The following is a 24,747-nucleotide window of genomic DNA, read 5'->3' as shown; positions in this document are numbered from 1 at the left end:
GGGCGACGTTAAAGCCGACCCTGCCGTCGACGTCTGCGGAAAGCCTGGAGGCGAGCCAACTCTGTGGATCGAATGATCGGTGTGAACAGACACCACGCCGCCGCGGTGAGCGCGGCACCGAGACCCACCCGGCGCGCCAGCCGGTTCGTCCGTGGAATGTCGGCCGGTGTCGGCGCCCGCCCGCGTCCCATCAGCGCGCGTTCCTCGCGCCGGCTCCCGTAGTAGGTGTTGACCCCGCCGAGTTGCACCCCCAGTGCCCCGGCGAACGCGGCCTCCACCACCCCGGCGTTCGGGCTGGGGTGCGCGCGGGCGTCGCGCCGCCAGGCCGCAAGCGCGCCAACCGGATCCGGCCCCAGCGCTGCGGCCAGCACCCCGCTCAACCGGGACGCGGGCAGACCGAGCAGGTCGTCGAAGCGGGCAGCGGCCCAGCCGAAGCGCTCGTAACGCTCGCTGCGATGCCCGATCATCGCGTCCAGGGTGTTCGCCGTGCGGTGCGCCACCAACCCGGGAACACCGGCCACCGCACCCCACACCAGCGACGCCACCACCGCGTCGGAGGTGTTCTCGGCGACGGATTCGACCACGGCGCGCGCGATCTCATCGGCGTCGAGCGCGGTGGTGTCGCGGCCGACCAGGTTGCGCACCCGCAACCGAGCGGTGTCCAGGTCGCCGGTCTCCAGCAGGCCCGACACTGCATCCGCTTCGCGTTCCAGCGACCGGCCACCGAGCACCGCCCAGGTGACCAGTGCGGTCAGCGCGGCACGGGTCAGCGGTCCGCGTGCGGACCGCTCGGCGGCGTAGGCTGCCCCGGTGGCACCACCGACCAGCAGCAGCACCTGCACGACACCGGAAGCCCGGCTGTCCCGGTAGATCCGATGCTCCAAACCCTGTGCCAGTGATCCGAATCCGGCGACCGGGTGGAATCGGCGCGGATCGGCGAACGCCCGATCGGCGGCGTATCCGAGCAGCAGACCCAGGGCGCGCGCCGCGCCGGGCTTCACACGGCGTCCAGGGCGGCGATCAGCCGTTCGGTCAGCCCCGGCGGACGGACCGCGATCCGCACCCAGGTGTCGTCCAGGCCGGGGAAGGTGTCGGCGCGGCGCACCGCAATGCCGTTGTCCCGCAGAGCCGCATGCACCCCGACGCCGACCTGCGCCAGTACGAACGGTCCCTGCCCGGCGACGAACGGCATCCCGCGGGCGGTGAGGGCGTTGGTCAGTAGGGTCCGCCACCCCGCCAAGTCGACCGCCCGGTGCTCACTTTCGATCAGCGCCCGCTCATCGGTGCAGGCCAGCATCGCCGCCAGCGCCGGTGCCGAGACCGACCAGGGAATCTGCAACCGCGCCGCCGCGGCGATCAGTTCAGGATCGCCGACCAGATAGCCGGCCCGGATGCCGGGGATCGACCAGTGCTTGGTCAGGCTGCGCGATACCAGCAGCCCCGGATCCGCTGAGCCGGCAAGGCTTTCCGGTTCGCCGGGGATCGCGTCGAGGAATGCTTCGTCGACCAGCACCACGCGGCCTGGTCGCAGCAATCGGCGGACCGCGTCGGCCGGATGCAGCACCCCGGTCGGGTTGGTGGGGTTGCCGACGACGACCAGGTCGGCGTCGTCGGGCACCGCATCGGGGTGCAGCGCGAAACCGTCAGCGGCCCTGCAGATGACGGTGCTGACGGCGTATCCGGCGGCCTCCAGGGCGGTGTGCGGTCCGGTGTACTGCGGATGCACCACGGTCGGCCGTCGCCAGGCGCGCAGCCGCGCCACCAGATCGAACGCCTCCGATGCGCCGGCGGTCGGCAGCACCTCGGCGACGGGCCGGCCGTGCCGGCGGGCCAGTGCGGCGCGGGCAGCACCGGGATTCGGGTAGGCGACGGCGTCGTCCAGTGCGGTGTGCAGCGCGGCATCGAGCCAGTCCGGGCGTGGGCCGGCGTAGACGTTGACCGCGAAATCAACCAGATCGGGCCCGGTTTCGACGTCGCCGTGATGACGCAGATCCTTTGCGACGGGCGCCCGGTACGCGTGCGCGGCGTCGGCGAACCGCTGCGCCAACTGCGGCTCGCCGGCCCAGTGGGTGTGCAGGTAGGAGGCGTGCAGGCTCGGCCCGGCGAACCCGTCCGGACCGGCCGGCAGCCGCCAGGCCGGGATGGCAGCGCCGTCGTCGAAAACGACTGCGGTGCGGTGAAACTCGTGGCCACGCACTCGATCGCCGATTTGCGTCAGCAGGGTGTCGACGGTGCCGACCCCTGTTCGGTAGCCCAACGTCAGTCGTGGTGTCATCGCCGCGGCTCCCGGAACCGCTCCGATCCCGGGGACGTCGTCCAGACTCCGGCACAAGTACGCCAGCCCAGCGCATTCCGCAACCGTCGGGACTCCGGCGGTGATCGCTGTCCGCAGCGCGGAAACCAGCGCCGTGTTGGTGGACAGTTCGGCGGCGTACACCTCCGGGAACCCGCCGCCCAGGTAGATTCCGGCGGTCCCGACCGGCAGCGCGGCGTCGTGCAGCGGGTCGAAGAACACCACTTCGCAGCCGGCGGCCCGCAGCAACTCGAACGTCTCGGTGTAGCCGAAGCTGAATGCTCGCCCACCGGCCACGGCAACCACCGGCCGACGCTGCGATACCGGCTGTACCTCGGCGGACGGATCCCACGCCGGTCCGGCCAACTCCGGTGCGCGCCCGGCGATCTGAAGCACCGTATCGAGGTCGATGCGCTCGGCGACGATCCCGGCCAGCTGGGACAGCACGCCGGCGGATTCATCGCGTTCGGGCGCCGGCACCAACCCCAGGTGCCGCGACGGTGTTGTCACCCCGGCGTCGCGGGGCAGCACGCCGAGCACCGGAACACCCGTCGCCGCCATGGCGTCGGTGACCTCGTCGGCGTGCCGAGCACTGGCGGCCTTGTTGAGGATCACTCCGGCCACCCGCACCGCCGGGTCGAACCGGGTCAGCCCGTCGACGACGGCCGCATGTGTCCGGGAAGCGTGTGAGATGTCGACCACCAGCAGCACCGGTGAGCCGGTCAGTGCGGCGACGTGCGCGGTGGAGGCCTCCCCGTCGGCGCCGAGGCGGCCGTCGAAAAGGCCCATCACCCCTTCGATCACCGCGACGTCCGCGCCGGCGGCGCCGTGCAGCAGCAGGGGCGTAACCCGGTGTTCCCCAACCAGATAGGGGTCGAGGTTGCGGGCGGGCCGGCCGGTGGCCAGCGCGTGATAGCCGGGGTCGATGTAGTCGGGACCGACCTTGTGGCCGCTGACCGCAAGACCCCGTGCGGCCAGCGCCGCCATCAGCCCGACGGCCACCGTGGTCTTGCCGTGCCCGGATGCGGGCGCGGCCACGATGATCCGCGGGAGCATCACCATTCGATGCCGCGCTGACCCTTCTGCCCGGCGTCCATCGGGTGCTTGATCTTGGTCATCTCGGTGACCAGGTCCGCTGCCTCAACCAGCTTCGGGTGGGCGCGCCGGCCGGTGACGACGACATGCTGGTGGCCCGGCCGGTTGGCGAAGGTCTCCACCACGTCGTCGACGTCCACCCAGCCCCAGCTGATCGGGTAGGTGAACTCGTCGAGGACGTAGAAATCGTGGGTCTGCTCGGCCAGTCGGCGTTTCACCTCGGCCCAGCCGGCGGCGGCGTCGGCGGCGTGGTCGTCGGCGGTTCCCGCCTTGCGACTCCAGGACCAGCCCGAACCCATCTTGTGCCACTCGACGGGTCCACCCTCGCCGGTCTGGGAATGCAGTTCGCCGAGCCGTTCCAGCACCGCCTGCTCGCCGACCCGCCACTTCGCCGACTTCACGAACTGGAACACCCCGACCTTGAAGCCCTGGTTCCAGCCGCGCAGCGCCATGCCGAACGCGGCGGTCGACTTGCCCTTGCCGTCACCGGTGTTCACCATCAGCAGCGGCCGGTTGCGGCGCTGCTTGGTGGTCAGATTGTCGTCGGGCACCGTCAGCGGTACTCCCTGCGGCATCAGGCGGCTCCGTTCACGATCTCGGTGAGCGCTTCGGCGTTCACCTCGGGTAACAGTACGTATTCGGCACGCAGGTGCTCGGCCAGCGGACGGGCCAAACCGAGTCGCATCCCTCCGTTCTCGCAGTCCACCACGACCGCCGAAACATCTTGCCCGGCAAGGTGGATCGCTGCCTGGTGGGACCGCTGCACCGGGTCGGGACCGGCGGTGGCCCGACCGTCGGTGAGCACCACCAGCAGTGGGCGGCAGGCCGGGTCGCGCAGCCGCTCCCGGCGGATCAGCTCAGCGGCCTCGGTCAGCCCCTCCGCCAGCGGGGTCCGCCCACCGGCCGGCACCTCGTCGAGGCGCACCGCGGCGATCTCCACCGACCCGGTCGCCGGCAGTGCCACCTGGGCGCCGGTGTCCCGGAACGTCACCACCGCGACCCGGTCCCGACGGCGATAGGCGTCGAGCAGCAGCGACAGGATCGCGGTCTTGACGTGGCGCATCCGTTCCCGGGCAGCCATCGATCCGGACGTGTCGACGACGAACACCACCAGGTTCGCCTCCCGGCCGTGCCGGATGGCGCGGCGAAGGTCGCCGGGGGCCAACAGCATCCGGCCCCGATCGCGGCCGCGGGAGACCTGGTGCGGCGCGGCCGCGCGCAGCGTCTCCAGCAGGTGCAGACTGCCGCCGGCGGCGCCGAGCGGGGCGGCACCGGTGCGCCGGCCCGAACTGGTGCGGGCCCGGCTGCGCCGTCCGGAGCGGCCCTCACCGATTCCATTGACGGTGAAAAGACGTGCCCGGTAAGGGGAGTCGGCACCCACCGTCGAGGTGGATCCCGCGCCCGAACGCGGCCCCTGCGCCGCGTCACCGGCCGGATCCGGAGCCGCCTCGCCGCCGCCGTCCGGGGGCGGGCCGTCGGGCTCGGGTTCCGGCTCTTCCGGCGGCAGCAGGTCATCCAGTTCGGACTCGTCCAGGCCGGGGGCGTCGAACGGCTTGCGACGACGGCGGTGCGGCAGCGCGAGCCGGGCCGCCACCCGCAGGTCCTCCAGTGTGACCGCATCCCGGCCGGCCCACGCCGCATGTGCGATAGCGGTACGCGCACAGACGATGTCGCCGCGCAGCCCGTCGACGTCGAACGCCGCGCAGATCTCACCGATCTTGACCAGCGCCGCGTCGGTCAGTTCGACCGACGAAAGCTGCTGCTGGGCAACGTGAATCCGGGCGCGCAACGCCTCCTCGGCCGGTGCGTAGCGGGCACAGAACGCAGCCGGGTCGGCGTCGAACGCCAGCCGCCGGCGCACCGCCTCGGCCCGCAGCGCCGGATCGCGCGGTGCGGCCACCTCGACGGTCAGCCCGAACCGGTCCAGCAGTTGCGGACGCAGCTCACCCTCCTCGGGATTCATCGTCCCGACGATCACGAACTGCGCTGCATGGGTGACCGACACGCTGTCACGTTCGACGGTGAGCCGGCCCATCGCCGCGGCGTCCAGCAGCAGATCCACCAGGTGGTCGGCGAGCAGGTTGACCTCGTCGACGTAGAGGATGCCGCGATGCGCGCGGGCCAGCAGGCCGGGATCGAACTCCACCGCGCCCGCACCCAGCGCCCGCTCCAGGTGGATCGAGCCGACCACCCGGTCCTCGGTGGCGCCGACCGGCAACTCCACTAGGCGCACCGGCCGGGTCTCGACGGCGACGCCGACGGGAAACGGCCCGTCGGGGGAGAGTGGATCGGGTTCGGTCGGGTCCGAGGAGAACCGGTCGCCGGCGATCACGTCGATGGCGGGGAGCACCTGGGCCAGCGCCCGCACCAGGGTGGATTTCGCGGTGCCCTTCTCGCCGCGGATCAGCACGCCGCCGATGCCGGGGGAGATCGTGGACAGGATCAGCGCCAGCGCCATGTCATCGAGGCCGCCCGGGGCGTCCGGGTCGCCGCCGAGGACCGCCGGGAACGGGTACAGCTGCTGCATGGAGGCTCCGCTCGTGTGTGACGCGAAGCCGGCATTCGGACTGACCGAGACCCACCCGCACCGGATGCGTCGCGGAACACCGTAGCGGGCCTGTGTCGGATTCGCACCGACTTCCCCGGCAATTCGCGCCGCTACCGTAACACCGTCGATCGTGCCGGCGTGCGTCGCGACGAGATTGCACTGGCGGTTGTGAGTCCGCACGGTTCACGACCGTATGTGCCATCTCGACGTCGGGCCGACGGCGCTAGCGCGGCGGCACCCGTTCGGTCAGCCGCCGACGCACCTCGGGCCAGTCCTCGGCGGTGATCGAGAACAGCACCGAGTCGCGGATCGTCCCGTCGTCTCGGCGCATAGTGCCCTCGTAGCGCACCACCTGGGGATGCCAGGATTTCAGTGCACAGCGTGCAGCCAGTGCTTCCCGGAACTACGCGGGGCTGCGCGACAGGACGGGGACGTGTGCCCAGACCTCGTCGTCATCCAGGGTCGGTCGGGTGCGGATCGCTGACCGGCGTGAAGCGGTCAACGCCATCGGCCCCGGTCACATCTGGACTATAGGCAGTCTGCGTTGCTCTACCATCGCCGCTGTGTCAGCCACCGCAGGTCGCGTCGTCGTCGTCGGGATCGGCGCCGATGGTTTCGCCGGGCTGTCCGAAACGATCCGCAGCACCGTCCTGGCCGCCGACGCGGTGCTCGGCGGCGCCCGCCAACTCGCACTGCTGCCCGATGCACCCGGCCAGGAGCGCCACCCCTGGCCGTCGCCGCTGCGGGCCGGACTGCCCGCGCTGCTCGCCGAACTCACCGGCCGCACCGTGGTGGCGCTGGCGTCGGGGGACCCGCTGCTGTCCGGGGTGGGTGCCACGCTGATCGACCTGCTGGGTGCCGACGCTGTGACGGTGCTGCCGGCGGTCTCATCGGTGAGCCTGGCCCGGGCCCGGCTGGGCTGGCCGGCGGAGACGACGGCGGTCGTCCGGGCCGGCGACGTACACGCGGTGCTGCGCGAGCTGGCCCCGGGCCGACGGGTGCTGGTGCTCTCCGCCGATGAGACGACGCCCGCGCTGCTGGCGGTGCTGCTGGTCGAGCGCGGCTACGGCGCCAGCGCGATGAGCGTGCTCGGCGATCTCGGTGGCGACGACGAAACCCGGTGGGACGGCACGGCCGCGACCTACCCGACCTTTGAAGGGCCCGCACCCCGGCTGAACATCGTCGCCCTGGAGCTGGCCGGGCCGCTGGCCACAGGCTGGGTGCCCGGCTTACCTGATCAGGCCTTCGAGCACGACGGCCAGCTGACCAAACGCGATCTGCGGGCGGCCGCCCTGGCCCGGCTCACCCCGGTCCCCGGCCAGCTGCTCTGGGATGTCGGCGCCGGCGCCGGATCGGTCGGTATCGAATGGCTGCGGGCCCACCCGTCCTGCCGGGCGATCGCCGTGGAGGGCAATCCCGAACGTGCGCAACGGATCACCCGCAACGCCGCCAACCTGGGGGTGCCGGCGCTACAGGTTGTGACCGGCCACGCCCCGACGGCGCTGACCGATCTGCCGGCCCCGGATGCGGTGTTCATCGGCGGTGGCCTGACCACACCCGGAACCCTCGATGCCTGCCTGCAGGCGCTGAAACCGGGCGGAAGACTGGTCGCCCACGGCGTCACGCTGCAAACCGAGGCGGTGCTGGCACAGGCCTACACCGAGCACGGCGGGGAGCTGACCCGCATCCACGTCGAACACGCCGCCCCGCTGGGGACGTTCACCGGCTGGACGCCGGCGCGGGCGGTCACCCAGTGGGCCTTCACCGTTCCGGGGGCACGCCCCTGACCCGGGCCGGGTCGTAGAGATGGCTCTCCCCGGCGCACGGATCGGGCCGCAGCGCCAGCGCCCGCCCGACCAGGATCACCGCCGCCTGCCGCAGGCCCGCCGCCTGCACGGCGTCCGCGATGTCGGCGACGGTGCCGCGCAGCACCAGCTGATCGGGTTGCGACGCCCGATAGACGACGGCCACCGGGCAGTCCGTGCCGTATCGCGGCGCCAACTCGGTCATCACCTCACCGATGCGGGTGATCGCCAGGTGCAGCACCAGGGTGGCGCCGGTCGCGGCGAACGCGGCCAGCGACTCCGATTCGGGCATCGCGGTGGAGCGGGCCTGCACTCGGGTCAGCACCACCGACTGCGCCACCAGTGGCACGGTCAGCTCGGAACCCAGCAGCGCCGCCGCGGCGGCGTAGGCCGGCACCCCGGGCACCACGTCCCACGCCACCCCGGCAGCGTCTAGCCGCCGGGTCTGCTCGGAGACGGCGCTGTACAGCGACGGATCCCCGGAGACCAGCCGCACCACCGTCAGCCCGGCGGCCTGCCCGGCGACCAGCCGGTCCACGATCTGATCGAGATCAAGCCCCTGCGTGTCGACGAGTTCCGCTGCGGGCGAGCAGTGTTCGAGCACTGCCGGATCCAGGTAGGTGCCGGGGTAGAGCACCAGGTCGGCCTCCGCCAGCAGCCGGGTGGCGCGCACCGTCAGCAGATCCGCCGCCCCCGGCCCGGCGCCGACGAACCGGACCGGTGTCACTTCACCCACCGTGGCGTCCACACCCGCCCCGATTCGGTGACCCTCGTCGACGACGCCCCCACCAGCAGCAGGCATTTCATGTCGATCGCGTCGGTGTCCAGGTCGCCGAGCGTGGTGACCGTCAGCGATTCCTCGGCCCGGCCGACGTCCCGGCCGACGACCACCACGGTCTGCGGGGATCGGTGCTCCAGCAGCACCTTCCGTGCCACCGCGATCTGATCGGGCCGGGCCTTCGACGCCGGGTTGTACACGGCCAGCACCAGATCGGCCTGCGCGATCGCGGCCAGTCGGGCCTCGATCACCGACCACGGTTTGAGCCGGTCCGACAGGCTGACCACCGCGAAGTCCGCGCCGATCGGGGCGCCGGCGCGGGCCGCCACCGCCTGCACCGCCGACACCCCCGGCAGCACCCGCACGGCCACGTCGCGGTACTTCGGGTCGGCCGCCGCTTCGAACACCGCGGAGGCCATCCCGAACACCCCGGCGTCCCCGCCGGAGACCACCGCCACCTTCTCACCGCGCGCCGCCAGGCCCAGGGCGAACGCGGCCCGGTCCACCTCGACGGTGTTGCCGGAGGAATGCCGTTGCAGCCCTTCGCGCTGCGGCACCCGGGACACGTACGGGCCGTAGCCGACCACGTGGTCGACGTCGGCCAGGGCGGCGGCGGCCTCCGGGGTCAACCAGCCATCCGGGCCGGGGCCCAGGCCGATCACCAGCAATTCGGCTGCAGCACAGGATGATTCGGTAACCGCTGGAGTCGCCGTCTTCGTCCGGGACCGCTTCCCGTTGCGGGAGTCGCCGTCGACGACGATCAGCGACAGATACGGCACCTTGGAATCGTCAGCCTCGTCCATCTGGGCGACCGGCAGCCAGCGCTGCTGCGGATGGCTGGCCCGCTCCACGTAGACGGCGTGCTCCAGCCGACCGGCCGCGACCAGGGCGCGACGCACCGCGGGGAAGGTGCGGCCGAGTTTCATGATGATCGCGCCGTCGGTGTCGGCCAGCCGCATCGCCAGTTCGTGTTCGGGCAGGGTGCCCGGCAGGACGGTCAGCACGTCGGTCTGACGCACCAGCGGCAGCCCGGTGGCGGCGGTGGCCGCGGTGAACGCCGGGATGCCGGGAATCACCTCGGTCTCGAACCGCTCGGAGAGCCGGTCGTGCATGTACATGAACGAGCCGTAGAACAGCGGATCGCCCTCGGCCAGCAGCGCCACATCACGGCCGGCCGCTAGATGCGCCGCGAGCCGGGTGGCCGATTCCTCGTAGAAGTCGGCGAGTGCCCCGGTGTACCCGCCGGGGTGGTCGGTGACCCCGGTGGTGACCGGGTAGCGCAGTTCCTCCTCGATCGCACCGGCCGGGATCAGCTCGGCGGCGATCGTCCGCGCATACGAGTCCTTGTTGACCCCCGCGTGGTAGGCGATCACGTCGGCCGCGCCGATGATCCGGGCCGCCTTGCGGGTGATCAGCTCGGGATCGCCGGGACCCAGCCCGACCCCGTAGAACCGGCCGGTCACTCGGCGTCCGATGCCAGCGCGTTCAGCGCCGAGGAGGTGATCGCCGAACCGCCGCGCCGGCCCCGCACCGTCACGAACGGGATGTCGACGCCGTGGTCGGCCGCCAGTGCCGCGAGGGCCTCCTTGGATTCGGCGGCGCCGATGAACCCGACCGGGCAGCCGACGATCACCGCCGGGCGCGGCCCGCCGTCCAGGATCAGCTCCAGCAGGTGGAACAGTGCGGTGGGGGCGTTGCCGATCGCGACGACCGCACCGTCGAGCATCGGCTCCCACAGTGACACCGCCGCCGCGGACCGGGTGGTTGCCCACTCCGCGGCCAGGCCGGGGACTCGCTCGTCGCGCAGGTAGCAGTGCACCTCGTTGCCGGCCGGCAGCCGCCCGGCGGTCACCCCGACCGCCACCATCCGCGAGTCGCAGAGGATCGGCGCTCCGGCGTCCAGCGCGGCCCGCCCGGCCGGCACCGCGTCCGGGTGGATCAGCAGATCCGGGGCGATGTCGGTCTGCCCGGCACCGTGGATCATCCGCACCGCGAGCCGCTCCGCGGACGCCGGGATGTGCGACAGGTCGGACTCCCGGCGGATCATCGCGAACGATTCGGCGTAGATGCCGGGGCCGGTGTCGAGGTAGGGGTAGCGGCGGGTGGGCCGTTTCACGGGGCTGACTCCTACGGGTCGGGGACGAAGATGCCGTGCCACGGCGTGACGACGAGCTCGGCGGCGCCCAGCAGGGAGCGTCCGACCTGCGGGGTGATCAGCCCGTCCGGCACGTGCCGATGGGTGCCGCCGGGTACCGGGCCGTACGGTAGCGGACCCGCCGGCGTCGGGACGCGCCGGTCTGCGGGGGCGGCCGGTGCCAGCGGGGTGGGCAGTTCGCGGATGTGCCACGGCGCGTCCGGGCCGTCGCCGCGCGCGGCCTGAAACGCCGTCGCCAGACCGGCCAGCGCGGCAGCCGCCTCGGCGAGCCCCAGCACCGGGCCCCAGGCCTCGCCGATCCGCAGCTGGGCGTCAGCGTCGGACAGCGCCACCAGGCCGGCGTCGGCGCGGCGGTCGAGCAGGTCGCCGCGCCCGTCGTCGAGGACGAACAGGAACCGGCCCGGCAGCCCGGCCAGCCGCGGCGTGGCGCACAGCAACGTGTCCAGGTCGGCGGCGACACCGCGCAGGTCGGCCCGGCCGCCGGCGTACCCGGTCTGCGGGGACACCAGGATGTTGCGGACCAGCTCATGGCTGCGCGACGGCAGCAGCCCGGTCGACTCCAGTGCGGCCAGCGCCGCCGGCGTCAGCTGCCCGTCGCACCCCGGCAGGCCGCGCAACTGCAGGTTCGCCCGCGTGGTCAGGTGGACGTCGCCGTCGCCGAACTCCGCGCTGACTGCCAGCAGTCGGGCCAGCGCCGCGCCCGGCAGCGCTCCGCCGATCAGTCGCAACCGCACCAGGAGGCCGTCGTCGGCCGGCCACGGCCGCAGCGCACCCGGGCACAGGTCTTGCCGGGTGCGCGGGGCATTGATCACCGGTCGATTGTCACACCATGGCGATTTCGGCGCGGTAATCGTCGCTGAGCGGGCAGGATCGCGCCGAAATCAGCCCGCGGTCAACGCCGCGACGGCGCCACCGAACATCGTCGCCTTGATCGCGCCCAGCGTGCCGCGATCCTTACCGGCCAGCGGCCGCAGCAACCCGACCGCGGCCGGGGTGACCTCGCCCTCGCCGGCGGTGACGTCGACGATCCCGACCGCGGCGGCATCCACCCCGCCGAAGCGGCGGCCGGTGGTCATCGAGGCCACCGCCGTCTGCGGGGTGAGCTTGGCCTGGATCAGCGCCGCCATCCCCGGGGTGAACGGGATGAGGATGTCGACCTCGGGGAAGCAGAAGAAGCCGCGGTCGGCGCGCATCACCCGGAAGTCGTGGGCCATCGCCAGCATCGCGGCGGCGCCGAATGCATGCCCGACCACCGCGCACGCCGTCGGGATCGGCAGCGTCAGCACCCGGGCGAACAGGGCGTGCACCCGGCCGACGTACCAGTCGGTGCGGTCGCCGTTGGCCATCAGCCAGTCCAGGTCGAGGCCGTTGGAGTAAAACTTGCCGCCGGCGGTGGTCACCAGCCCCTGGGCGTCGGAGGTCAGCACTTCGTCGAGCTTGGCGTTGATCTCGTCGAGAAACTCCGGCGAGAACCGGTTCTCGTTGTCGCCCAGGTCGAGGACGGCGATCTTCTCGTCAAAGGTCAGGTTCACGGGGTTGTTCCTTTCAAGGGGTGGTGCTCAGGTGGTCCGAGGGCCAGGACGGCCCGGACCGCGGCGTGCAGATGTGCCCGGGCGATCGGGCTGCCCAGCCGGTTGCGGCTCAGCACGATCGCGGTGGGCAGGTCGACGATGCAGGTGGTGACGGTGTCGACGGCGGCGGCGTCGCGGCGGTCCCACAGCGCACGGGCCAGCCGGATCAGCACCGCGATCAGCTCGGCGTCGACGGCGTGCAGACCGGCGGCCAACTCCGGCGGCAGGTCGGCGTCCAGCAGTGCGTCACGGTGCAGTGTCTGCAGCAGCCGGGAGGCGGCCGGGTTGCGTTCGGCGAACGCCACCGGGGCGTCGGCGGCGGCGACGACGGCGTCGGCGGGCCCCGGTGCGGCGGCCACCGCCTCGGCCTGCACGGCGAGGAAACCCCGCGCCGCCCGCAGCCAGGCGGCCGCGATCAGCCCGGCTCGCGAGCCGAAGCCGTGGTAGACCGCGCCGTTGGAGACGCCGCTGGCCGCGCTGACCGCCCGGACGGTCACCGCGGCCGGGCCGGCCTGCGCCGCCAGCGCCTCGACGGCGTCGAGCAGCCGGTCGGGGTCGTGCACGCGGGGCCGGGGCATGGCGGACACCGTAACAGAGCGATCGCTCTGTTACCACGTGCGCCCGTCGGCGTCCGGGCGTGACAGGATCGACGGATCATGACCAGCTCCGCGCCCCGCCCCGTCGTCCTCTCCGGCGTGCAGCCCACCTCGGGTTCCCTGCACCTTGGCAACGCGCTTGGGGCGATCGCGCACTGGGCGACGCTGCAGGACGACCACGAGGCGTTCTTCTGCATCGTGGACATGCACGCGATCACCATCCCCGGCTGGGACCCCGCCGCGTTGCGTCACAGCACCCTGGTCACCGCCGCGCAGTACCTGGCGCTCGGCATCGACCCGGCCCGCAGCGCGATCTTCGTGCAGTCCCACGTCCCCGCGCACGCCGAACTCGCCTGGGTGCTGAGCTGTTTCACCGGGTTCGGGCAGGCGTCGCGGATGACGCAGTTCAAGGACAAGTCGCACAAGCAGGGGGCCGACTCCACCACGGTCGGGCTGTTCACCTACCCGGTGCTGATGGCCGCCGACATCCTGCTCTACGACGCCGACACGGTGCCGGTCGGCGAGGACCAGCGCCAGCACCTGGAGCTGGCCCGCGACCTCGCGCAGCGGTTCAACGGCCGCTTCCCGGACACCTTCACCGTGCCCGAGCCGATGATCGTCAAGGGCACCGCCAAGATCTACGACCTGGCCGACCCGACCGCGAAGATGAGCAAGTCCGCGGCGACCGACGCCGGGCTGATCAGCCTGCTCGACGACCCGGCTCGCAGCGCCAAGAAGATCCGCTCGGCGGTCACCGACTCCGACCGGGAGATCCGCTTCGACCCGGAGACCAAGCCGGGGGTGTCGAACCTGCTGACGATCCAGTCCGCGGTCACCGGTGTCGCCGTCGAGAAGCTGGTCGACGGCTACGCCGGGCGGGGTTACGGCGACCTGAAGAAGGAGACCGCCGACGCGGTCATCGAATACGTCACCCCGATCAAGGCCCGGGTCGACGAGTTCCTGGCCGACCCGGCAGAACTGGAGGCAGTGCTGGCGGCCGGCGCGCAGCGGGCCCGGGCCCGGGCGTCGGCGACCATTGCGCGGGTGTACGACCGGGTCGGGTTCCTGCCGCCGCGATGATGGATGCCACGTGACCGAGCAGGCCAAGCCGAGCGTCCTCGCCCGGCTGCGGGAGCGCTACGGCTGGCTGGATCACGTGCTGCGGGCCAACGACCACTACGAGGACCGCAACGGCAACTTCTACGCGGCCGGGATGAGCTACTACACGATCTTCGCGCTGTTCCCACTGCTGATGATCGGGTTCGGCGTCGGCGGGTTCCTGCTGTCGCGTCGGCCGGCGGTGCTCGAGGGGATCGAGTACCGGATCAAGCACTCCATCCCCGGCGAATTCGGCGACGACGTCATCAAGCTGATGGATTCCGCGATCGGTTCGCGCGCCTCGGTCGGGTTCATCGGTCTGGGCGTCGCCGCCTGGGTGGGGCTGAGCTGGATGGAGAACCTGCGTGAGGCGCTCACCCAGATGGGGGAGAACCGGTGCGAGAAGCCGGACTTCGTGCACGGCAAGCTCTCCGACCTGGCGGCGATGGTCTTCGCGTTCGTGGCGATGCTCGCGACGATCGCGCTGACGGCACTGGCGGATCCGAAGGTGATGGCGAAAACCCTGCATTGGCTGGGGATTCCGGACTTCCCGCTGACCGGGGCGGTGCTGCGGACGCTGTCGCTGCTGCTGGCGGTAGGTGTGTCGTGGCTGATGTTCACCGCGATGATCGCCCGCCTGCCGCGCGAACCGATCGACCTGCCCGTCGCGGTGCGCGCCGGGGCGATCGCCGCCGTGGGCTATGAGGTGTTCAAGCAGGTCGGGTCGGCCTATCTGCAGTCGGTGGTCGACGGCCCGGCCGGGGTGGTGTTCGGCCCGGTGCTGGGGCTGCTGGTGTTCGCCTACATCACCGCCCGGCTGGTGCTGTTCGCCACCGCGTGGGCGGCCACCGCCGATTGATCAGCCCGGCAGCGGCCGGACCAGGAACACCAGTCGGAAATTGCCGATCTGAATCTCGTCGCCGTGGGCCAGTGCCGCCGACTGGATCGGCTGCCGATTGACGTAGGTCCCGTTGAGGCTGGCGGTGTCGACCACGCGGAATCCGTCGTCGGCGCAGTGGAATTCGACGTGCCGCCGGCTGACCGTGTCGTCTTCCAGGTAGATGTCGCTGTTGGGGTGCCGGCCGACGACGGTGACCGGCCGGTCCAGCGGGAACCGGGTGCCGGCGTTCGGGCCGCGTTTGACCACCAGGGCTGCCGCCGACTCCGGCAGGTCGTCGAAGGCCAGGAGTCCGGCGGTGTCGGTGTCCTCGTCGGCGGCGAGGTCGTGGATCAGCCCACCGGTATACGGTGTCGTCATCTCCCAGCGCCGGCCGGCGCTATCGCGGGTCATCGCCGTATCCCGCGCACGGAACGAAAAACCGGCCGAATTTCATGAATTGAACACACTCCTCCTGATGCCGCCTGCAATGCCGTGGGCGACGGAGAAATTCTCCGCAGAATTGTGATCGCCGCCTGGCTGCTTTTCCGGCGAGTTGCCGGGATTGCACGGGTAACGATCACCTCAACCGCCACGCCCGCCGGTTGATTCCGTTCACACGTCGCCGTACGCCGTGACCCACGTCACACTATGGACCTTCCGTCGCAGGTGTGCCACCCTCGGGTGAGGGATGTCTGCGATTGGTCCTGATCGTCGCTTCCGCCGAGGTCGGGGGTGACTTCAGCCGGTTGGCGGGCTAATATAACGTATCTCGATTAGTTTTACAGCTACGGGAGGGCGGCGGGCGACATGGCAGCGGACGAACCGGATCCCCAGGGCGGCGGAGCCGTCACCGTCAACCATCGAGCCGAGCTGAAAAAGGCCGGCGACGTCGTCGAACCGGATTCCTGGGCCGGCGGGCTGGAAGACAAACGCGCGATCGCACCGCGGTTGCGGATCGGCCGGGATAAATGGTTCAACCTGCTCTGGATGATCCCAATCGGATTCGTCGGACTGGTCGCCGCGGTGGCCGTCGCAAAATTCTTGGCGCAAATTCCGGGTATTCAGCATTTCATGGACCGGTACCCGGGCAGTGAGATCCCGCCCGGCAGTAAGCCCGGCATCCCGGCCTGGGTCGGCTGGCAGCACTTCTTCAACCTGTTCCTGATGATGTTCATCATCCGGTCCGGCATCCAGATCCTCTGCGACCACCCGCGGCTGTACGTCAGCCGCAACGCCACCCCGAACAAGGACGAATGGCTCCGGATCGCCAAACCGGTGCCGGACAACCCGCTGTGGACCGCCAAGGACGACTCCGTCGGCCTGCCGCGCCAATTCGGCCTGCCCGGGTTGCGGCACACGATCGGGCTGGCCCGGTGGTGGCATCTCGGCGCCGACGTGCTGTGGGTGACCAACGGCGCGGTGTTCTACTTCCTGCTGTTCAAGACCGGGCACTGGCGGCATCTGGTGCCGCAGAGCTGGGACGTGTTCCCCAACGCGGTGACCGTCGGTATCAAATACCTCTCACTGAACTGGCCCGACGACAACGGCTGGGTGACCTACAACAGCCTGCAGTTGCTGGCGTACTTCTTCACCGTGTTCGTCGCCGCGCCCGGCGCCCTGCTGACCGGGCTGGGGATGGGGCCCGCGGTGTCGATGCGGCTCACCCACATCAGCAAGTACCTGAGCATCCAGTTGGCCCGCTCACTGCACTTCCTGATCCTGGTCTATTTCCTGTTCTTCATCCTGGTGCACGTCACGCTGGTGTTCGCCACCGACGCGGTACGCAACCTCAACCACATGTTCGCCTCCCGCGACGACACGTCCCTGGTCGGCTTCGGGGTGTTCTGCGTCGCGCTGGTGGTGACGACGATCGCCTGGGTTGCGGCCACTCCGTTCACGTTTCGGCATCCGCGGGTGGTGCAGCGGGTCGGCTACGCGCTGATCGGTCCGGTGCAGCGGCTGTTCGAGTTCGCCGACCCCGAGCCCGGCGCCTTCGAGGAGAAGCACATCTCGCCGTACTTCTGGCACAACGGCACCTACCCCGAGACCGTCGAATACAAGGAGCTCTACGCGGGCGACTTCAAGGACTGGCGGCTGAACGTGTACGGACTCGTCGAGCACCCGGTGTCGTTCACCCTCGACGAGCTCAAAGCGCTGCCCTACCACGAGCAGATCACCCAGCACTTCTGCATTCAGGGCTGGTCGGGCGTGGCGAAGTGGGGCGGGGTGTCGATGCAGACGATCCTCGACATCGTCAAACCGCTGCCGACGGCCAAGTGGGTGATCTTCTATTCACTGGCGCCGGGTGCCGACGGCGGCATCTACTACGACGCCCACGACATTCTGCAGATGAGCCACCACCTGACGATGCTGGCCTACAACATGAACGACGAGCCGCTGGACTACGGGCATGGGGCGCCGCTGCGGCTGCGCAACGAACTGCAGCACGGCTTCAAAATGGTGAAGTGGCTCAAGGGAATCGAGTTCGTCACCCACTTCAGTGAGGTCGGCAGCGGGTACGGCGGCTACAACGAGGACCACGAGTACTTCGGCTACCGCCAGACGATCTAGGTCCGCTGAGGGATGCTGAGTTGCGCCGGTATGAGTGCCTCGCCGACGATTTCCAACTGCCGTTCAACGGCAGAGCGGAACATGGCGTCCGCCTGGTAATCGACAAACGTCTTCCCGGTACGGAATTCAGTGAGGAGTTCGACGGCGCGCTGTGCATCCCAGAGGTATTTTCGCCAGTCAGGCTGCATACAGCGGTTCCCGGGTGGCCATGACCCGCTGGCGGAAGTACGGGTTTCGCAGGCTGGCTGCCGTCACGAGGTCGACGGGCCGGTCGAAAAGCGCTTCCAATCGTTCCTTGAGGGTGAAATAGCGGTCGAAGTGGTCGACGTCCAGAACCGGATCGAATTCAACGAGAATGTCGACGTCGCTCGTGGCGGCATCGAAGGTGCCTCCCGCCGCAGAACCAAAAACGTCCAGCCGACGCACTGACATTTCACGGCACAAGAGACGGATGTCATGCCGTTTCGACTCGACAAGGTCGTGCACGTCCGTCACCTCCAAGTCAGCATTCTGCCGCACTGGGCCGCTGACGTGCAGCTCATCAGGACAACTGCCCGTTGAGAGCCTGGCGCTGACGATCTAGTCGGCGTACTCCGGGTGCTTGGCGACGTAGTCGACGACGAACGAGCAGGTCGGCAGGATCCGCTTGCCGGCGGCCTGGGTGTCGGCCAGCGCGGCCGCGATCAGCTTGGTGCCCAGACCCTGGCCGCCGAACGCCTTGTCGATCTCGGTGTGGTGGAAGTCCCGCTGGTCGCCGATGTCGGTGTAGGACGCGATACCGGCGCGCACGCCGTCGACGCTGATCTCGTAGCGGTGCTGGTCGGGGACATCGGTGACGGTCGGTTCGCTCACCGTCGCCAGCCTAGTGGACGAGGTCCGACCCGGGTAGCCGACAATCAGCCGCCCAGCCACGCCCCGCCGCGCAGCACCGCATGGACCCGCAGCTCGCGGTCGAGCACCACCAGGTCGGCGTCGCGACCGGCGGCGATCGCACCGGCGCGGGAGATCCCGACGGCCCGCGCCGGGGTGGTCGCGGTCAGCTGGACGGCGGCCAGCAGCGCGGCATCGTCGGTGGGGTCGGCGGGGCCGGTGAGCACCGCACGGAACAGTGCGTCCATGGTCGCGGTGCTGCCGGCGATCGTCTGCGTGCCGCGCACCCGCGCCACCCCGCCGGTCACGTCGACGTCCAGGCCGCCCAGCCGGTACCCGCCGTCGCCGGCCCCGGCGGCGGCCATCGCGTCGGTGACCAGCGCGACCCGATCCGGCCCGGCGGTGTCGATGACGTGGCGGACCAGCGCCGGATGCAGATGCACGCCGTCGGCGATGAGCTCCAGCGTCACCCGCGGATCGTCGAGCAGTGCCAGCACCGGGCCGGGCTCACGGTGATGCAGGCCCCGCATCGCGTTGAACAGATGCGTTGCGACCGTCGCCCCGGCGTCGACCGCCGCCCGGGTCACCGCATAGTCGGCGTCGGTATGGCCCACGGCCACAATCACTCCGGCGTCGACGAGCCGGCGGATCGCCGCGATCCCACCGGGCCGTTCCGGTGCCAGGGTCACCATCCGGATCGTCCCGCCGCCCGCGGTCAGCAGCGCGTCGATCTCGCCCGGATCGGGGTCGCGCAGCACCGCGGGATCGTGTGCGCCGCACTGCGATCCACTCAGCCACGGCCCCTCCAGGTGGATGCCGTCCAACACCCCGGCGTGGGTGGCGTCGGCCAGGGCGCGCACCTGCGCCAGCAGCACCTCCGGTGCGGCGCTGACCAGGCTGGCCAGCCCGCCGGTGGTGCCGTGGACGCGGTGCAACTCCGCGGCGCGCACCGGGTCGTCGGCGTAGGAGGCCCCGCCACCGCCGTGCGCGTGTATGTCGACGAAGCCCGGCACCACCGTGCCCGCCGGGAAGTCACTGTCGGCGGGCTGCGGTGGGGCGCCGTCGCCGCAGTCGGTGATCCGGGCGCCGTCGACGGCCACCCAGCCGGGCCGGGCGACCCGGCCGTCGAGCACCACCGCCTCGGCGGCGATCAGCGGCATGACGGCTCCGCGGGCGCCGTGTCCTCGGGCCAGTGGCCGTCGTTCTCCCAGAAGTGCCGGATGTCCTCCAGTTGGCGGCCCTTGGTCTCCGGGGCGTAGCGGTAGACGAACCCGAAGCTGAGCACCGCCAGCGCGCCGAACACCGCGAACGTGCCGGCACCGCCCAGGGCGGTGAGCATCGTCAGGAACACCGCGGCGACAACGGCATTGGCCACCAGATCGGAGGTGAGCATCGCCGAGGAGCCCATCGAACGCAGTCGGGCGGGTAGCGCCTCCCCGGCGTACACCCACACCAGCGAGCCGAACCCGAACGTGTAGCCGACCGTGAACAGCAGCACGCCACCGAATTTCAGCGCGGCCAACGCCCCACCGAACACGTCGCCGGCGGCGAACACCGCGATCAGCAGCGCATTGGCGGCGACCATCGCCGCGATCCCGGACAGCAGGATCGGTCGCCGGCCCACCCGGTCGATCAGCAGCAGCGACACCACCATCGCGGCCAGTGCGGCGACCTGGATCAGGGCGGGCAGCACCAGCAGTGCGAAATCACCGGTGAAACCCATCATCTCGAACAGTCGCGGGCTGTAGTAGACGATCGCGTTGATGCCGGTGATCTGGATGAAGAAGCCGAGCGCCACCACGAACAGCGTCGCCCGCAGATACGGCGGACGCAGCATCTCACGCAGCACACCGACACCGCCGTGGCGCTCCTCGCGCAACGTCCGGCTGATCTCGGCCAGTTCCGCATCGGCGTCGACGTCCGGTTCCACCAGTCGCAGCGTGCGGCGGGCGTCATCCAGGCGTCCCTTGAGCACGTACCAGCGTGCGGTGTCGGGGATGCGCGCCAGCAGCAGCGTGACCAGCACAGCCGGCACCGCCGCCAGGCCCAGCATCGCCCGCCAATTACCCTGGCCGGCAAGCAGATACGCGATCAGGTACCCGGCGATGATCCCGATGACCGTGGCCACGCCGTAGCTGACCAGCAGGGCGCCGCGGGCCCGCGCCGGTGCCGACTCCGCCACGAACACCGGCACCACCACCACCGACACCCCGATGGTTACGCCCAGCAGCAGACGCGCCACCGTCAGCATGCCCACCGACGTCGACACCGCTCCCAGCAGCGCGAACACCGCGTAGCAGACCGCCACCGCCAGCATCGACCTCTTGCGCCCGATCGCGTTGGCCAGCCAGCCCGCGGCGACCGCGCCGGCGATCTCGCCGAGCACCGTCGCCGTCGTCACCAACTCCTGCTGGCCGGCGGTCAGCCCGAACTCGTCCTCGATGAACAGCAGCGCCCCGGCGATGTTGGACAGGTCGTAGCCGTAGATGATGCCGACACTGGCGGCCGTGACGCCGACCAGCAGCGCCAGCGGCGGGAATCGGCGCAGTTCGGCGATTCGGCCCATCCTGTCCACCGTAGGGGATCGCCCGCCTAGCGGGCGCCGGTGACCTGCTGCTCGGTCATGGTGGCGTACCAGTAGGTCAGCCCGGCGGCGATGAACTCGACGACGCAGGCCGCGGTCGCCGCCGGGTGCGGCATGCCGGTGTTGGTCATCGAGATCAGCCGGGACACCCCGATCAGCGCCATGGTCCCGGCGAGCAGTCGCACCGCCCCGGCCGGGATCGGGGTCCGTCGAAACGCCTCCAGATAGCCGATGCCGTACCCGATCAGCAGCGCCCCGGCCGCCCGGCTCTCGCTGTCGACGGTCGCGTTGACCTCCTGGCCGTCGGGAATGGAGTCCAGGCCGAACGCCATCCGGGCGATGCCCAGCCCGATCAGCAGCAGACCGGTCAGCCAACCGAAGACCCGCAGCGCCTTCACCAAGTCGATCCGCGACCCGGGCGGCGATTCACCACCCGCGCGCCCATGATGAGCGCGAACACGATGATCGTCCCGATGATGCCGACGCCGACCCGTACCGGCACCGTGTCGTCGCGCGGCACCAGCGACATGGCCTGCGGGTTCGCCTGGGCCGCGGCCTGACGCGGCGTGATCAGCGCGGGGTCGGGTTCGATCAGCGACCCGATCTGGGTGCCCGGCGGGGTGGCGTAGCCGTAGTCGAGCAGGTGCGCGGCCTGCTGCCAGGGCGCGATCGGCTGGCGGGTGCCGTGCAGCAGCACCGCCACCAGCCGGCGCCCGTCGCGGTTCGCGGCGCCGACGAACGTCTGGCCGGCGTCGTCGGTGTAGCCGGTCTTGCCGCCGAGTGCGCCCGGGTAGTTCGACAGCAGCTGGTTGTCGTTCTCCAGCAGGTAGCCGGGAGCGTCACCGTGGCCGGGGAAGTCGAAGGTGCGGGTGGCGACGATGTCGGCGAACGCCGGGTTGGCCCACGCGTACCGGTAGAACAGGCCGATGTCGTAGGCCGACGTGCTCATGCCGGGGCCGTCCAGCCCGGACGGGGTGGCCACCCGGGTGTCTCGGCCGCCGAGCTGCCGGGCCAGGGTGTTGATCTTGTGCAGTGCCACGTCCATGCCGCCCAACTGGCCGGCCAGGGCGTGCGCGGCATCGTTGCCGGAGCCCATCAGCAGCCCGTGCAGCAACTGGTTGACGGTGTAGTTCCCGCCGGGCGCGACGCCCACCTTGGTGCCCTCGGCGTTGGCGTCCTCCTGGGTGCCGGCGACGACGCGGCCCGGGTCCAGTTCGTTGAGTGAGGTCATCGCGGTCAGCACCTTGATGATGCTGGCGGGCCGATGCCGGCCGTGCGGGTCGCGGGCGGCGATCACCGCGCCGCTGTCCAGGTCGGCGACCAGCCAGGCCTCGGCGGAGACGTCACCGGGCACCGGTGGTGTGCCGGGTGCGGTGGTGATGCCGCAGCCGGCCAGGGCCGCGCCGCCGACCGGGGTCGTCGGGACCGGCAGCGGCAGCGGCGGATCACCGGCCTCGGGCACCTCTGAGGTGTCGACGGCCGGCGGGGTGAACACCTGATACGGGCAGCCGACCGGTCCCGCGTTGAGGCCGGGGGTCGGCTCGGCCGCGGCCAGCGGGGTGCCGGTCACCAGGAAGCCAGTCGCTACCAGGGCTGACGTCGCGCGTAGGAAAGACATCGTGTGTCGAGGGTAGGTAATACCGGCACGGAATCGGGGGAGCCACGCTGTTACTGATGGGTCAGAAGTTACCCGACGTCCCTCGCGACCGTGCAGAGTTCACCGGGCTCACCTGGGGGAATGCCGGTGAACTCTGCACGGTCGCGGGGAAGCGGGACGCGGGCTTACAGCTGGAAGTAGGCCAGCCCCGGTCCGGCGATCCGGCCCAGCCATAGCCGTCCGTCGGTCTCGACCACGCCGGTGGCCAGCCCGAAGCGCGGGTCGACCGTGCGGAACTGGGTCAGCACCCGGCCGTCGTCGGCGTCGAACCCGGCCACCCACGCCACCGACTTCGGGTTCGGCAGCCACGCATAGGGGAGTAGTCGCCACAGCAGTCGGCGCAGCACCGGTGCGCGCGGGCTCAGCCACTCGCTCAGCGCGTTGCGATCGGACACCAGCGCCACCCAGATGCGGCCGTCGCGCCCGGTGGAGATGTTGTCGGGATAGCCGGGCAGGCCGGTGACCAGGTCGGTGACGCTGCCGGCGTGCGGCCCGGTCAGCCAGTACTTGGACAGCCGGCAACCGGTGGACTCGGCGAACACCACCGCGGATTCGTCGGCGGTCAGCGTGACGCCGTTGGCGAAGTGCAGGCCCGAGGCGAGCACACTCACCTGACCGTCGGGATCCCGCCGCATCAGCGACCCGCTGCCGCGTGCTTCGACCACCGACGCCTTGTAGTGCTCGTAGTGGAAGCGACTCGTGGATTCGGTGAAATAGATTGTGCCGTCGGAGGATTCGACGGCGTTCGAGCAGAACGTCAACGCTCGTCCGGCCACCCGGTCGACCAGCGTCTCGATCGAGCCGGTGGTGACGTCGCAGCGCAGCAGCCCGCGGTGGCTGTCGCAGATCAGCAGCCGGCCGTCGCGGGTGAAGGCCAGTCCCAGCGGCCGTCCGCCGGTGTCGGCGACCACCCGCGGCACCGAATCGGTGCCGACCGCGATGATCCGCCCGTCCTCGACGCCGGTGTACACGGTGCCCGACGCGTCGACGACGACGTCTTCGGGTGCGGTGCCAGGAATGTCGACGACGGTCAACGGCGGGGCCGGATCCGGTGCGGGCAGCGGCTGCGACGGTGGCGGTTGCCAGCGGACCGGGTCGATCGATGGCTTGCGGCTCATCTTGGCGACTTTAGGGCCAGTGCCATGCCGATTGCCGCGTTCCGCCGTCTCGCGGTGTTGCCAGCGTCTACTCATCGGCCGATGTTGAGTGGCGACAAGGGCCGGGCGTTGTTGTGGCACGGCGTCTTCCTATTCCTGCTGGGGCTGCGGCCCGGCACCGGGGCGCCGGACTGAGTGGCCTCCGCGCCTAGGCTGGTCCGCATGACCGCCGCAGTGGAGGATTTCGAGGCGCTGCGGCCCCACCTCCTGGCGGTGGCCTACCGGCTCACCGGGATGTTCGCCGACGCAGAGGACATCGTGCAGGAGGCGTGGCTGCGCTTCGACGCCGCCGAACGCGATCAGATCACCGATCTGCGGGCCTGGTTGACGACGGTGGTCAGCCGACTCGGTCTGGACCGGCTGCGGTCAGCCCCGCGGCGGCGGGAATCCTATGTGGGGCAATGGCTTCCGGAGCCGGTAGTGACCGGGTTCGGCGACGACGATCCGTTGTCGGCGGTGGTGGCCGGTGAAGATGCCCGGTTCGCCGCCATGGTGGTGCTCGACCGGCTGACCCCGGATCAGCGGGTGGCGTTCGTGCTGCACGACGGGTTCGCGGTGCCGTTCGATGACGTGGCCGCAACACTGGGCACCACCGCGGCCGCCGCCCGACAGCTCGCGTCGCGGGCCCGCAAAGCCGTCAGGGCTGATCCTGCGCCGCAACCGGATCCGGGCCACGCTGAAGTGGTCGGCACCCTGATGGCGGCCATGGCTGCCGGTGACCTTGACGCGGTGGTGGAACTGCTGCACCCCGAGGTGACGTTCACCGGCGACTCCAACCGTCGGGCTCCGACCGCGGCGCGGGTCATTCACGGCCCCCAGCAGGTGGCCCGGTTCCTGTTCGGTCTGGCGCGCCGGTACGGCCCGGCCCTGTGGGGTGCTCAGCAGCTGGCGCTGGTCAACGGTGAACTCGGCGCTTACACGGCTGGCGCGCCGGCGGTCGACGAGTTTGCCGAGCTGATGCCGCGGATCACCGCGATGACGGTGCGCGACGGATTGGTCTATGCCGTTTGGGACATCGCCAACCCGGACAAGTTCCGCGGCACTCCGCTGCGGGACGCACGCTGACGCTTGAGCCTGCGGCAAGGTACC

The 24,747-nt window shown here is 70.8% G+C and carries 25 protein-coding genes; 5 read left to right on the top strand and 20 right to left on the bottom strand.

Annotated elements, in window-relative coordinates; all coding sequences use genetic code 11:
* Positions 1 to 8: 8 nt before the first annotated feature.
* The 5 genes from KIH27_RS09990 to KIH27_RS22975 all read right to left on the bottom strand — a co-directional run bounded on the left by KIH27_RS09990 (position 9) and on the right by KIH27_RS22975 (position 6,288).
* Positions 9 to 1,001, bottom strand: coding sequence for a cobalamin biosynthesis protein (locus KIH27_RS09990; protein ID WP_214092790.1), 993 nt, complete (start codon positions 999 to 1,001; stop codon positions 9 to 11).
* Positions 998 to 3,355 (bottom strand): bifunctional hydrogenobyrinic acid a,c-diamide synthase/histidinol phosphate aminotransferase CobBC, encoded by a 2,358-nt coding sequence (gene cobBC, locus KIH27_RS09985; protein WP_214092789.1) that lies wholly within the window; start codon positions 3,353 to 3,355, stop codon positions 998 to 1,000. Before cobBC ends, KIH27_RS09990 begins: the two co-directional genes overlap by 4 nt.
* Complete coding sequence (cobO, locus tag KIH27_RS09980) at positions 3,349 to 3,963, bottom strand: cob(I)yrinic acid a,c-diamide adenosyltransferase (protein WP_214092788.1); 615 nt, start codon at positions 3,961 to 3,963, stop codon at positions 3,349 to 3,351. Before cobO ends, cobBC begins: the two co-directional genes overlap by 7 nt.
* On the bottom strand, positions 3,963 to 5,915 hold the full coding sequence (locus KIH27_RS09975) for a VWA domain-containing protein (protein WP_214092787.1): 1,953 nt from the start codon (positions 5,913 to 5,915) through the stop codon (positions 3,963 to 3,965). The genes cobO and KIH27_RS09975 overlap by 1 nt, the downstream gene beginning before the upstream one ends.
* A 244-nt stretch (positions 5,916 to 6,159) precedes the next feature.
* Positions 6,160 to 6,288 (bottom strand): hypothetical protein, encoded by a 129-nt coding sequence (locus KIH27_RS22975; RefSeq protein WP_284144711.1) that lies wholly within the window; start codon positions 6,286 to 6,288, stop codon positions 6,160 to 6,162.
* Positions 6,289 to 6,490: 202 nt separating this feature from the next.
* On the opposite strand from KIH27_RS22975, the gene cbiE reads away from it, so the two are divergent.
* A complete protein-coding gene (cbiE, locus tag KIH27_RS09970) occupies positions 6,491 to 7,723 on the top strand; it encodes a precorrin-6y C5,15-methyltransferase (decarboxylating) subunit CbiE (RefSeq protein WP_372451342.1) in 1,233 nt (410 codons plus the stop codon).
* Here the strand turns inward: cbiE and cobM are convergent.
* The 6 genes from cobM to KIH27_RS09940 form a co-directional block, all read right to left on the bottom strand.
* Positions 7,698 to 8,468, bottom strand: a complete 771-nt coding sequence (gene cobM, locus KIH27_RS09965; protein WP_372451340.1) for a precorrin-4 C(11)-methyltransferase — start codon at positions 8,466 to 8,468, stop codon at positions 7,698 to 7,700. The two genes, cbiE and cobM, sit on opposite strands and share 26 nt — an antisense overlap.
* Complete coding sequence (gene cobJ / locus KIH27_RS09960) at positions 8,465 to 9,982, bottom strand: precorrin-3B C(17)-methyltransferase (protein WP_214092784.1); 1,518 nt, start codon at positions 9,980 to 9,982, stop codon at positions 8,465 to 8,467. The genes cobM and cobJ overlap by 4 nt, the downstream gene beginning before the upstream one ends.
* Positions 9,979 to 10,566, bottom strand: a complete 588-nt coding sequence (locus KIH27_RS09955; RefSeq protein ID WP_250149894.1) for a precorrin-8X methylmutase — start codon at positions 10,564 to 10,566, stop codon at positions 9,979 to 9,981. Before KIH27_RS09955 ends, cobJ begins: the two co-directional genes overlap by 4 nt.
* Before the next feature lie 80 nt (positions 10,567 to 10,646).
* Positions 10,647 to 11,486 carry a ferredoxin-like domain-containing protein gene (locus KIH27_RS09950; protein ID WP_214092782.1) on the bottom strand — a complete coding sequence of 280 codons (840 nt, stop codon included), beginning with the start codon at positions 11,484 to 11,486 and terminating at the stop codon, positions 10,647 to 10,649.
* A gap of 69 nt (positions 11,487 to 11,555) precedes the next feature.
* Entirely contained in the window at positions 11,556 to 12,206 is a 651-nt protein-coding gene (locus KIH27_RS09945; RefSeq protein WP_214092781.1) for an enoyl-CoA hydratase-related protein, read from the bottom strand.
* Positions 12,203 to 12,823: a TetR family transcriptional regulator gene (locus KIH27_RS09940; RefSeq protein ID WP_214092780.1), complete on the bottom strand. Its 621-nt coding sequence runs from the start codon at positions 12,821 to 12,823 to the stop codon at positions 12,203 to 12,205. Before KIH27_RS09940 ends, KIH27_RS09945 begins: the two co-directional genes overlap by 4 nt.
* Before the next feature lie 78 nt (positions 12,824 to 12,901).
* Here KIH27_RS09940 and trpS point away from each other — a divergent pair, with 78 nt between their 5' ends.
* Together trpS and yhjD are read left to right on the top strand one after the other, a co-directional pair.
* Positions 12,902 to 13,921, top strand: coding sequence for a tryptophan--tRNA ligase (gene trpS / locus KIH27_RS09935; protein WP_214092779.1), 1,020 nt, complete (start codon positions 12,902 to 12,904; stop codon positions 13,919 to 13,921).
* A gap of 10 nt (positions 13,922 to 13,931) precedes the next feature.
* Entirely contained in the window at positions 13,932 to 14,798 is an 867-nt protein-coding gene (yhjD, locus tag KIH27_RS09930) for an inner membrane protein YhjD (protein ID WP_214092778.1), read from the top strand.
* Here the strand turns inward: yhjD and KIH27_RS09925 are convergent, their stop codons facing one another.
* Positions 14,799 to 15,230 (bottom strand): FHA domain-containing protein, encoded by a 432-nt coding sequence (locus KIH27_RS09925; RefSeq protein ID WP_214092777.1) that lies wholly within the window; start codon positions 15,228 to 15,230, stop codon positions 14,799 to 14,801. It abuts the gene before it with no gap.
* A gap of 396 nt (positions 15,231 to 15,626) precedes the next feature.
* On the opposite strand from KIH27_RS09925, the gene KIH27_RS09920 reads away from it, so the two are divergent.
* A complete protein-coding gene (locus KIH27_RS09920) occupies positions 15,627 to 17,390 on the top strand; it encodes a molybdopterin-dependent oxidoreductase (protein ID WP_214092776.1) in 1,764 nt (587 codons plus the stop codon).
* On the opposite strand, the gene KIH27_RS09915 is transcribed toward KIH27_RS09920, so the two are convergent.
* The 8 genes from KIH27_RS09915 to KIH27_RS09880 form a co-directional block, all read right to left on the bottom strand.
* Complete coding sequence (locus KIH27_RS09915) at positions 17,387 to 17,578, bottom strand: HepT-like ribonuclease domain-containing protein (RefSeq protein ID WP_214092775.1); 192 nt, start codon at positions 17,576 to 17,578, stop codon at positions 17,387 to 17,389. The two genes, KIH27_RS09920 and KIH27_RS09915, sit on opposite strands and share 4 nt — an antisense overlap.
* Positions 17,568 to 17,885, bottom strand: a complete 318-nt coding sequence (locus KIH27_RS09910; protein ID WP_307856838.1) for a nucleotidyltransferase family protein — start codon at positions 17,883 to 17,885, stop codon at positions 17,568 to 17,570. Before KIH27_RS09910 ends, KIH27_RS09915 begins: the two co-directional genes overlap by 11 nt.
* A gap of 84 nt (positions 17,886 to 17,969) precedes the next feature.
* Complete coding sequence (locus KIH27_RS09905; protein ID WP_214092774.1) at positions 17,970 to 18,242, bottom strand: GNAT family N-acetyltransferase; 273 nt, start codon at positions 18,240 to 18,242, stop codon at positions 17,970 to 17,972.
* Between the two features lie 44 nt (positions 18,243 to 18,286).
* A complete protein-coding gene (gene nagA / locus KIH27_RS09900) occupies positions 18,287 to 19,420 on the bottom strand; it encodes an N-acetylglucosamine-6-phosphate deacetylase (RefSeq protein WP_214092773.1) in 1,134 nt (377 codons plus the stop codon).
* The gene (locus KIH27_RS09895) at positions 19,411 to 20,826 is read right to left on the bottom strand and encodes a sugar porter family MFS transporter (RefSeq protein ID WP_214092772.1); all 1,416 of its coding nucleotides are present in this window, start codon (positions 20,824 to 20,826) and stop codon (positions 19,411 to 19,413) included. The genes nagA and KIH27_RS09895 overlap by 10 nt, the downstream gene beginning before the upstream one ends.
* Positions 20,827 to 20,852: 26 nt before the next feature.
* Positions 20,853 to 21,242: a DUF4345 domain-containing protein gene (locus tag KIH27_RS09890; protein ID WP_214092771.1), complete on the bottom strand. Its 390-nt coding sequence runs from the start codon at positions 21,240 to 21,242 to the stop codon at positions 20,853 to 20,855.
* The gene (locus KIH27_RS09885) at positions 21,239 to 22,462 is read right to left on the bottom strand and encodes a D-alanyl-D-alanine carboxypeptidase family protein (protein ID WP_214092770.1); all 1,224 of its coding nucleotides are present in this window, start codon (positions 22,460 to 22,462) and stop codon (positions 21,239 to 21,241) included. Before KIH27_RS09885 ends, KIH27_RS09890 begins: the two co-directional genes overlap by 4 nt.
* 164 nt (positions 22,463 to 22,626) lie before the next feature.
* Positions 22,627 to 23,619 (bottom strand): SMP-30/gluconolactonase/LRE family protein, encoded by a 993-nt coding sequence (locus tag KIH27_RS09880; protein WP_214092769.1) that lies wholly within the window; start codon positions 23,617 to 23,619, stop codon positions 22,627 to 22,629.
* A 201-nt stretch (positions 23,620 to 23,820) separates the two neighbouring features.
* Between KIH27_RS09880 and KIH27_RS09875 the strand changes: the two genes are divergently transcribed.
* Positions 23,821 to 24,723 carry a sigma-70 family RNA polymerase sigma factor gene (locus KIH27_RS09875; protein ID WP_214092768.1) on the top strand — a complete coding sequence of 301 codons (903 nt, stop codon included), beginning with the start codon at positions 23,821 to 23,823 and terminating at the stop codon, positions 24,721 to 24,723.
* Positions 24,724 to 24,747: the final 24 nt, after the last annotated feature.

Origin of the sequence: Mycolicibacter acidiphilus (assembly GCF_018455725.1) — a bacterium.
Lineage (GTDB): Bacteria > Actinomycetota > Actinomycetes > Mycobacteriales > Mycobacteriaceae > Mycobacterium > Mycobacterium acidiphilum.
Note: the sequence above shows the minus strand (reverse complement) of the source record. Positions and strands in the feature narration are given on the sequence as shown.